At 67.4% G+C, this 9,984-nt stretch carries 8 protein-coding genes and 1 pseudogene; 1 reads left to right on the top strand and 8 read right to left on the bottom strand.

Annotation, left to right across the window (positions count from 1 at the left end; genetic code table 11):
• Nucleotides 1-134, top strand: a pseudogene (locus ACIBCN_RS43495) (IS110 family transposase); the annotation flags it as partial.
• A gap of 186 nt (nt 135-320) precedes the next feature.
• Here ACIBCN_RS43495 and pdxS read toward each other — a convergent pair.
• The 8 genes from pdxS to thrS all read right to left on the bottom strand — a co-directional run bounded on the left by pdxS (nt 321) and on the right by thrS (nt 9,676).
• Complete coding sequence (pdxS, locus tag ACIBCN_RS43490; RefSeq protein ID WP_396998608.1) at nt 321-1,223, bottom strand: pyridoxal 5'-phosphate synthase lyase subunit PdxS; 903 nt, start codon at nt 1,221-1,223, stop codon at nt 321-323.
• Nucleotides 1,224-1,929: 706 nt separating this feature from the next.
• Complete coding sequence (locus tag ACIBCN_RS43485) at nt 1,930-2,772, bottom strand: NAD(P)H-binding protein (protein WP_396998607.1); 843 nt, start codon at nt 2,770-2,772, stop codon at nt 1,930-1,932.
• 322 nt (nt 2,773-3,094) lie between these two features.
• Nucleotides 3,095-4,138: an NUDIX domain-containing protein gene (locus ACIBCN_RS43480; RefSeq protein WP_396998610.1), complete on the bottom strand. Its 1,044-nt coding sequence runs from the start codon at nt 4,136-4,138 to the stop codon at nt 3,095-3,097.
• Nucleotides 4,138-5,262, bottom strand: a complete 1,125-nt coding sequence (locus ACIBCN_RS43475) for a glycosyltransferase family 4 protein (RefSeq protein ID WP_396998605.1) — start codon at nt 5,260-5,262, stop codon at nt 4,138-4,140. The genes ACIBCN_RS43480 and ACIBCN_RS43475 overlap by 1 nt, the downstream gene beginning before the upstream one ends.
• Nucleotides 5,259-6,272: a phosphatidylinositol mannoside acyltransferase gene (locus ACIBCN_RS43470; RefSeq protein WP_396998604.1), complete on the bottom strand. Its 1,014-nt coding sequence runs from the start codon at nt 6,270-6,272 to the stop codon at nt 5,259-5,261. Before ACIBCN_RS43470 ends, ACIBCN_RS43475 begins: the two co-directional genes overlap by 4 nt.
• Before the next feature lie 46 nt (nt 6,273-6,318).
• The gene (pgsA, locus tag ACIBCN_RS43465; protein ID WP_396998603.1) at nt 6,319-7,032 is read right to left on the bottom strand and encodes a phosphatidylinositol phosphate synthase; all 714 of its coding nucleotides are present in this window, start codon (nt 7,030-7,032) and stop codon (nt 6,319-6,321) included.
• Nucleotides 7,033-7,034: 2 nt separating this feature from the next.
• On the bottom strand, nt 7,035-7,628 hold the full coding sequence (locus ACIBCN_RS43460; RefSeq protein WP_396998601.1) for an HIT family protein: 594 nt from the start codon (nt 7,626-7,628) through the stop codon (nt 7,035-7,037).
• Entirely contained in the window at nt 7,625-9,676 is a 2,052-nt protein-coding gene (thrS, locus tag ACIBCN_RS43455; protein WP_396998599.1) for a threonine--tRNA ligase, read from the bottom strand. Before thrS ends, ACIBCN_RS43460 begins: the two co-directional genes overlap by 4 nt.
• Nucleotides 9,677-9,984: the final 308 nt, after the last annotated feature.

The following is a 9,984-nucleotide window of genomic DNA, read 5'->3' as shown; positions in this document are numbered from 1 at the left end:
ACCACCAAGCCCTGCGCGCCTTGGGCAACCGCCTCGTCGGCATCCTCCACGGCTGCCTGCACCACCACACCCACTACAACGAACAAACAGCCTGGACACACCGACAAAACACCCAAACAACCCACGCCGCTTGACAACATACGGTCCTGGGATGTCTAACTCGGGACCCGCACCCAGAATAGGGCCCTAAAGCCAGGCGGATTCAGGGAGTCAGTGCGGATTCCGGCCGGAGAACCGCGCGCCCCGGAGGTGGACCTCAACGCAAACGAGCAGGGACTCTGGGGAGTCCCTGCTCGCGGAAGTTCACATCGGCCGAGGGATCACCAACCGCGTTCGGCCAGGCGGTGGTCGACCGGCAGTTCCTCGACGTTGATGCCGACCATGGCCTCACCGAGCCCACGCGACACCTTGGCGAGCACGTCCGGGTCGTCGTGGAACGTGGTCGCCTTGACGATGGCGGCGGCGCGCTCGGCGGGGTTACCGGATTTGAAGATGCCGGAGCCGACGAAGACGCCCTCGGCACCGAGCTGCATCATCATCGCGGCGTCGGCGGGGGTGGCGATGCCGCCCGCGGTGAACAGGACGACGGGCAGCTTGCCGGTCTCGGCGACCTCGCGGACCAGTTCGTAGGGGGCCTGCAGTTCCTTGGCGGCGACGAACAGCTCGTCGGCGGGCAGCGAGGACAGCCTGCGGATCTCGCCGCGGATCTTGCGCATGTGCGTGGTGGCGTTGGAGACGTCGCCGGTACCCGCTTCGCCCTTCGAGCGAATCATGGCCGCGCCCTCGGTGATTCGGCGCAGCGCCTCACCCAGGTTGGTGGCGCCGCACACGAACGGAATCGTGAAGTTCCACTTCTCGATGTGGTTGGCGTAGTCAGCGGGGGTGAGCACCTCGGACTCGTCGATGTAGTCGACGCCGAGGCTCTGCAGGATCTGCGCCTCCACGAAGTGGCCGATGCGGGCCTTCGCCATGACCGGGATGGAGACGGCGGAGATGATGCCGTCGATCATGTCCGGGTCGCTCATCCGGGACACGCCGCCCTGCGCGCGGATGTCGGCGGGCACCCGCTCCAGCGCCATCACCGCGACCGCCCCGGCGTCTTCGGCGATCTTGGCCTGGTCGGCGGTGACGACATCCATGATCACCCCGCCCTTCAGCATCTCGGCCATGCCGCGCTTCACGCGGGCGGTGCCGATGGTCTGGGTGGTGTCGGGCGTCGTCACGGCAAACTCCTGGGTCATCTGCGCCAATCGGGGTCGCAAGGGATTGAATCGACCCAATTCTAGGCGTGCCACCCAGGCCACTTGATAGCCAGTCGGAGATGACTGGCCTTGTCACCTACCTGGGGCTCTGTCCGTCCGCCTCGCGCACTGGACCGGTCGGCCGGGCCACGGAAACGGATTCACCGGGCAAGCGGGGCGGTTGCACCGTCGCCCGCTAACTTCCGGCGGCGACTCAGAGCGGGCCGACAACCAGCAACTGCGCCCAGTACTCGGCGGCGGTGGGACCGACGAGCGGCAGCAGGAAATCGAACAACAGGTAGGACATCTACTACGTACCTCCGCACAGCGAACATTTCCCCCACCGAGGCGGGGCCGCGGCACCGAAGTCCGAATGCCTTGCGAAAAGCACTACCCAGCCCGCGTCGATCCAGTCGCGACCGTAGCACGATAGTGAAACACATCACATCCGCGGCGGCGGATCGAGCAGGCACGGCTTCGCCCAGTTCGGGGACCTCTTCCTGCACGGCACCAAAGCCGAATACCACACCTACCCTGGTGCCGACCATCTGGCCGACATGGCCGCCGCCATGCCCGATGCCATCCCCTTCGTCTCCCACCATTTCAGCTGAAACACCACGCCCGCTATCACCGCGGGCCAGATACGGTGAGCCACTGACCGACAGACGCCACCACAGGTAGATCAGGCTCAGTTGGACGACGTCGTGAGAAAGTCGCGGAAGTCTGTCGCGGGGTGTCCGGTGAGTTGTTCGACCGAGTCTGTGACGGTCTCCAGTTCGCCGGCCGCGATCGCGGCGTACGAGCTGACCCAACCGTCGAGCTCCCATTGGGGCGCAGCGTATTTCGATCGCGACGCATAGGCCTCGGGGATGGATTCGGGTAGATAGGTGTATTGCCGGCCGCGGGCGGCTGTCATCATCGCGGCGGCTTCGGTCATCGTGAACGCGCGTGGCCCGGTGAGGTCGTAGGTCATCGCGGTGTGGCCCTGACCGGTGAGCACCGCGGCGGCGGTTGCGGCGACGTCGGTGCGGGTCACCGCCGCTACCGCGCGGTCTCCGGCGGGCCCGCGGATCACGCCGTCCTGGTCGGCGAGCGATGGAATGAGGTCCTGGTACTGGTTGTCGCGCAGGAAAGTGAAGTCCATTCCCGAGGCCCGGATCGCCTGTTCGGTGTGCCAGTGGTCGCGACCGAAGGTGAAGGTGCAGTCCGGCGCGGCGCCCACGAACGAGACGTAGACGATCCGTCGCACGCCGGCTTGCCGTGCGGCTTCGACTACGGCGATCTGTTGCGCGGCACGGTCCGGCGATTCGGTGGCGGAGACGAAGAAGAACGTCTGCACTCCGGCCAATGCGGCGTGCACCGACGCGGGATCGGCGAAGTCCGCCTTGATCGGCACCCCTCCTTCCAGCAGCGGTATCCGGTCGGGGCGTCGACCCAGCAACCGCGTGGGAACGCCTGCGTCGGACAGTAAACGGGCGACCTGGCCCCCGATATGCCCGCTCGCCCCGGATATGGCAGTCGTTGCCGTCATAGATAGAGGCTATCCTTCGGCTAGCGCTATTCCGGAACGGCGCACGGGGTCACCGCGGCCGATTGAACTCTGGGCGGAAGGACGGTGAGTCCGGTCCCTTGACGGTGACGACCGGCCGGGTCGGTGGCCCCGGTACCGACTCGTTGGCCGTCCATGAGCTGGTCTGTGACGAATACAGCTCGGTCGAGGTGGCACGCCGCATCGCGCCATGCGAGTGGGCGCTACTGATGCAGGTGGTCAATCGCGCGATCGCAGTATCCGCAGGATTCCGTCATCGATATTAGGGCAGGTATCGCCGAAAATAAGCTGGTCGCAGCCTATTTCAGCGGATGGACCTGACCTCGGGGTGAGCGGCACCGGAAGCTGCCTCGGCGGCTTCCGGGAGCAGTTGGTCGAGGTTGTACGGGTAAACGGTTTCGCCGGAGCGGTCCAACTGGATGATGTCTTCGGCGGTGCACCATTTGTTGCCGGTGATGGAGCGGCGTTCGATGGTGGTCAGGTTGGTGGCTTGGGGTTCGTAGCCGGGGACGCGCAGGGCGAAGAACAGTTCTTCGGAACGGATCAGGTCGCCGTCGAAGGGGAACACCGCGACTCGACGCCAGATCGGGCCGCGCAGGCTGTCCGGGTCGGCCTTGTGGCCGGTCTCCTCGTAGAGCTCGCGGACGGCCGCGTCCCGCAGTGATTCGCCCGGGTCGACGCCACCGCCGACGGTGAACCAGAACGAGATATCCGGCGTCTTCGGGTCGTTGCCGCGCATCAATAAGGTGCGGCCGCGTTCATCGAACAGCACGATGCGCGCGGTGGTGCGGGTCGTGTCGACCGTCAACCCCGTGGACGCGGCCGGGGTGGCCCGCTCGGTGATCTCGAAATACGTTGGCAGCGGCGCGGTACCGCCGAGGTGCAGGATGCGCACCGACCGCCGGGTGCGCAGCGCGAGGGTGTCGCGGACGGCGTCGTTGTGGAAGCGGCGCGCGATGAGGACTCGCGCCTCGGCGTCGGCCAGCTCGGCCACCATCTGCGGGCGCAGCTTCTCGATGTCGATCGTCGAAAGTGCCCCGGAGAGCTGGTTTTCCACGGTCTCCCGATCGGCCTGCGCGACGCGTTCGGCTCGATCGGCCAGCAGCGCGAGAACTTTGCCCTGATCGGCCAGCGCCGGATCGGCCACCGGGTCCGCGATCGCCATCGCCACCGATCTGGCCACCACCGCCCGGCGGGCCAGCGCCGCGTCCAGCGCCTGCCAGGACTGATCGGAGCGCACGTGCAGCCGGTCGAGCCGGTTGGCGGTGGAGTACGCCCAGATGCCGATCGCGACGATGACCGCCGCGATCAGCGCGAGGACGAGAACCGTTGTCGCGGAGAAGGTGATCATCCGGCGGCCCGCACCCTGGTGTCGCCGACGGTCACCGTCTCGTACACCCGCAGGATCTGCTCGGCGACCACCGGCCAGTCGTACTCGCCGACCACCTGGGTCGCGGTGTCCACCAACGCGGCCCGGCGATCGTCGTCGGTGAGCACCCGATCGATCGCCTTCGCGAGCGCGGCCGAATCACCCACCGGCACAAGCGCACCGGCCGCACCGTCCCGCAGCACCCGGCGGAAGGCATCCAATTCGCTTGCCACCACGGCGGTTCCGGCGGCCATCGCCTCGATCAGGATGATGCCGAAACTCTCGCCGCCGAGATTGGGCGCGACGTACACGTCCGCGCTGCGCATCGCCGAGGCCTTCTCCGCGTCCGACACCTGACCGAGGAAGCGCAGGTGCCCGGCGAGCGGCCCCGCCTCGCGCCGCAGCCGGTCCTCGTCGCCACGCCCGACGATGAGAATCTCCAGCTCCTTGTGCTTGCGCACCAGCTCGGGCAGCGCGCCGAGCAGCACGTCCATCCCCTTGCGCGGCTCGTCGTAGCGGCCGAGGAACAGCACGGTCCGGCCGGCGCGCGGGTAGCCGGGCAGCATCGGCGCCCGCGCGAACGCGGGGACGTCGACGCCGTTCGGAATCTCCACCGCGTCCGAGCCGAGCGCCTCCACCTGCCAGCGCCTGGCCAGCTCCGAGACGGCGATCCGGCCACTGATCTTCTCGTGGTAAGGACGCAGCACACTCTGAAAAGTGCTGAGCACCAACGACTTCGTGGTCGAGGTGTGAAAGGTGGCAACGATCGGCCCCTCGGCGATCTTCAACGCGAGCATCGACAGGCTCGGCGCGTTGGGCTCGTGGAGATGCAGCACGTCGAAATCGTTGCCGTCGATCCAGCGGCGAATCCTGGTGTAGGCCATGGGCCCGAAGGACAACCGCGCCACCGATCCGTTGTACGGAATCGCGACCGCGCGACCGGCCGACACCACGAAATCGGGCAGTGGCGTGTCCTCCGAGGCGGGCGCGAGCACGCTCACCCGGTGTCCGCGTTCGATGAACACCCGCGCCAGCTCGACCACATGAGCCTGCACACCGCCGGGAACGTCGAACGAGTAGGGACAGACCATGCCGATCTTCATGGGGCGCCGTCCGAATGGGCCGTCGTATCAACATTTACCGTACCGTTCGGCTCCGCGCCCGCCGTCGGGATGGGCTCGTCACGGTGCGGCCGCGCGGCGGCGATCTTGGCCAGCCGCTCCTCGGACAGATCGCTTTCCCACAACGGTTGCAGCATGTGCCAATCCGCTGGGTGCTCGGCGATATTGGCCGCGAAGCGATCCGCCACGGCCTGGGTGGCCGCGGCGACGCCGCCCGAAACATCCACCGGCGGATAGACTTTCATCCCCCAGCCGTCGGCGGTGAACCAGGTATGCACCGGCAGCAGCGGCGCCCCGGTTTCGATGGCCAGCTTGGCGGCGCCGGCGGGCAGCCAGGTGCGCTCGCCGAAGAAGGTGACCGGGACGCCACGACCGGTCAGGTCGCGCTCCCCCATCAGGCAGATCGCCTTGTTCTCCCGCAACCGGTTCGCGAGCTGGCCGAAAGGCGACTGCCCGGCGCCCGTCAGTGAAAACACCTCGAACCCGAGGCTCCGCCGATAGGCGAGGAAACGCTCGGCCAACGACTCCGGCTTCAACCGTTCGGCGACGGTCGCGAAGGTGCCGTGGTTCTGCACGAGCCACACCCCGGCCATGTCCCAGTTCCCCGAATGTGGCAGTACCATGACCGCCCCGCGGCCTGCGGCCAGCCCGGCTTGGAGGTGCGACTCCCCTTCCAGCACAAGAAGCTTGCCGATCGCCACATGGTCCATCGACGGCAACCGGAACGCCTCGCGCCAGTACCGCGCGTAGGAGCGAATGCTCGCCTGGATCAACTCGTCCGGCACGTCAGCGGGCGTGCCGCCGATCACCCGAGCGAGGTTGCGCCGCAACTGATTCGGCGCGCCACCGGCCCGGAACGCGCGGTTCGCCTTGCGCGCGACGCGATCGGCGCCGAAGTCGAACAGTCGCCGCGCCGTCGACTCGGGCAGCGCCCGCACCAGCCGCCAGCCCGCCGCGTATCCGACGTCGCTCAACCGCTCCCCGATACTCATGACCATTGCCCCGTTTCCCGCACCGCACCGCCACGATTCGGCGGTCTCACGTTGGCAGCTCCGTCGCGTTCGCCGTTCCCGCTGTAGGGTTGTCGGGCTGCGCCGGATTCTTCGGTTGCGCGGGCGTGAGCACATCGCGCGCGCCCGGCGAACTGCGCACCGCGAGCACCCGCTGGAACACCGTGACGATGCTGAGCACCGCCAGGATCCACATCGCGACGTGCACCGCGTAGGCAAGCCAGCCGATGCCCCAGTACCCGCCGATCCCGGTCAAACCCGCGCCGACCAGCACGATGATCAGCCGGTCCGGCCGCTCGATGATCCCGCCGTCGGCGGACAGCCCGCTGGCCTCCGCGCGCGCCTTGGCATACGAAATCACCTGCGACGTCACCAGTACCACCAGGGTCGCGGCGAACAATGGCTTGTGGTGCTCGTGGAACACCGCCCACCACGCCAGCCCTGCGAAAATGGCGCCGTCGGCCATCCGGTCGCAGGTGGCGTCGAGCACCGCACCGTATTTCGTGCCGCCGCCGCGCGCCCTGGCCATCGCACCATCGAGCATGTCGAACATGACGAACAACCAGATCACCATGGTCCCCCAGAACAGGTGTCCGGTCGGGAACAGAGTGACCGCGGCGGCGATCGACGCGGTGGTGCCGATGACAGTAACCGCATCCGGCGTGAGCCCCGTGCTCACCAGCGCTTTGCCCAGCGGCGCAGTCGCTTTGGCAAACGTATCGCGGCCGAAGAAGCTCAGCACTTCTAGTCGACTTCCTTCCAGGCTCCCGACAGCAGTGCCCTCGTCTCCCGTAGCAACTGCGGCATCACTTTCGCGCCACCGACCACGGTGATGAAGTTCGCGTCGCCGCCCCAGCGCGGGACGATGTGCTGGTGCAGGTGGTCGGCCAGCGAACCACCCGCCACGCCACCGAGATTCAGGCCGACGTTGAAGCCGTGCGGCCGCGACACCCGCTTCATCACCCGGATGGCCTGCTGGGTGAACGCCATCAGCTCGGCGCCCTCGGCCACCGTGAGGTCTTCGAGGTTGGCCACCCTGCGGTACGGCACCACCATCAGGTGGCCGGGGTTGTACGGGTACAGGTTGAGCACCGCGTAGACCAGTTCGCCGCGCGCGACCACCAGACCGTCCTCGTCGGACATCTTCGGAATATCGGTGAACGGATGCCCGGTCGACGTGGGGTCGGTGGACGCGGCCTCGGCGATGTAGGACATCCGGTATGGCGTCCACAGCCGTTGCAGCCGATCGGGTTCGCCCGCGCCGCGGTCGACGATGCTGCCCTGTTCCGCGGCGTCGTTCAGCTCGGTAAGTCCATCCGGCGCCGCGCGCTCAGTCATTCCGCACCCTTGATCTCGAAGCCCTCCGCGGTCGGCGAAGCGTTCTCCCGATTCGCGATCCACAGCACAATGGTGGCCACCGCCTCGGCGACCGGCACGCCGTTCACCTGCGTGCCGTCGCGGAACCGGAAGCTCACCGCGTCGGCGGCCACGTCCCGCTCGCCGGCCAGCAGCATGAACGGCACCTTCTGCGCGGTGTTGTTGAAGATCTTCTTCTGCATCCGGTCGTCGCTGCGGTCCACCTGCGCGCGCACGCCCGCGTCCCGCAGCCGCTCGATCACCTGATCCAGGTGCGGCGCAAAGGCTTCCGCGACCGGGATGCCGACCACCTGCACCGGCGACAGCCAGGCCGGGAAGGCGCCCGCGTAGTGCTCGGTGAGCACACCGAAGAACCGTTCGATGGAACCGAACAGCGCGCGGTGGATCATCACCGGCCGCTGCTTGGTGCCGTCGTTGGCGGTGTATTCCAGGTTGAACCGCTCCGGCAGGTTGAAGTCCAGCTGGATGGTCGACATCTGCCAGGTGCGCCCGAGCGCGTCCTTGACCTGCACGGAGATCTTCGGCCCGTAGAACGCGGCGCCGCCCGGATCCGGCACGAGCACGAGCCCGGAGGCCGAGGCCACCTTGGACAGGGTCTCGGTCGCCTCTTCCCAGAGTTCGTCCGAGCCGACGAATTTCACCGGGTCCTTGGTCGACAGCTCCAGGTAGAAGTCGTCGAGGCCGTAGTCCTTCAGCAACGCGAGCACGAACTGCAGGGTGCTGGTGAGCTCGGCGTGCATCTGCTCTTTGGTGCAGTAGATGTGCGCGTCGTCCTGAGTCATGCCGCGCACCCGGGTCAGGCCGTGCACCACACCGGACTTCTCGTAGCGGTACACCGAGCCGAACTCGAAGAGCCGCAACGGCAGTTCCCGGTACGACCGGCCGCGGGCGCGGAAGATCAAGTTGTGCATCGGGCAGTTCATCGGCTTGACGTAGTAGTCCTGGCCGGGCTTGCGGACGGTGCCGTCCTCGTTCAGCTCCGCGTCCAGGTGCATCGCCGGGAACATGCCGTCCTGGTACCAGTCCAGGTGGCCGGAGACCTCGAACAGGTGTCCCTTGGTGATGTGCGGGGTGTTGACGAACTCGTAGCCCGCGGACACATGCCTGCGCCGCGAGTACTCCTCCATCTCCTTGCGGATGATGCCGCCCTTGGGGTGGAACACCGGCAGGCCGGAGCCGAGCTCGTCGGGGAAGCTGAAGAGGTCCAGTTCCAGACCGAGCTTGCGGTGGTCGCGGCGTTCGGCCTCGGCGAGCAGGTGCATGTGCTCTGCCAGGGCCTCCTGGGATTCCCAGGCGGTGCCGTAGATGCGCTGCAGGTCTTCGCGGTTCTGATCGCCGCGCCAGTAGGCGGCCGAGCTGCGGGTCAGCTTGAACGCGGGGATGAACTTGGTGGTCGGGATGTGCGGGCCGCGACACAGATCGCCCCAGAGGCGTTCGCCGGTGCGGGGATCGAGGTTGTCGTAGATGGTCAGCTCCTTGCCGCCGACCTCCATCACCTCCGGATCGTCGATGCCGGACTTGTCGCTGATCAGCTCCAGCTTGAACGGCTCCTTGGCCAGTTCGACGCGGGCGTCCTCGACCTCGATCACCCTGCGCGAAAAGCGTTGCGCGCCTTTGACGATCTTCTTCATCCTGGATTCCAGCTTGGCCAGATCCTCCGGGGTGAACGGCTTGTCGACCTGGAAGTCGTAGTAGAAGCCGTCCTTGATCGGCGGGCCGATGCCGAGCTTGGCCTCCGGGAACTCCTGCTGCACCGCCTGGGCCAGCACGTGCGCGGCGGAATGCCGGATGACACTGCGGCCGTCCTCGGTGTCGGCGGCGACCGCCTCTACCTCGACGTCGGTGTCCGGGGTCCAGGACAGGTCCTTGAGGCCCTCGGCGTCACGCACGACGACGATGGTGTCCGGCCCCTTGGTCGGCAGTCCGGCCTCGCGCACCGCGGCACCCGCCGTCGTCCCGGCCGGCACCCGGACGAGGACGGCAGGGGTGGTGCGGGCTGAGGTGGTCACGGCGGTGCTCTCCTTGGAGTTTCTCGGGTGCGGGGCGTACCCGCGGATAATGGCAGAGACACGCACGTGCCCCGGCGCGACCATGCTATCGGCATGCCCACCCCAACGCGCACACGCTCTCCCGCCTCGCCGCGTATTCAGGGGTCCCCAGCGCCCAATTCGCTAAACCACCGGAGGGCGCGAGCAGACCCGCAAGCCCCAGCAGCGGGCCTTCGCGCACCTGCTCGCTCCCGCACACCACCCCTCAACCTGCGGATAGGTGTGCGAGGAAAGCAGCGGGTCAGCAAACCCGCCCATCGAGGCGAGTG

Origin of the sequence: Nocardia sp. NPDC051052 (genome assembly GCF_044456045.1) — a bacterium.
In the GTDB taxonomy this organism is placed as follows: Bacteria; Actinomycetota; Actinomycetes; order Mycobacteriales; family Mycobacteriaceae; genus Nocardia.
This window is presented reverse-complemented; position numbering and strand designations above follow the sequence as displayed.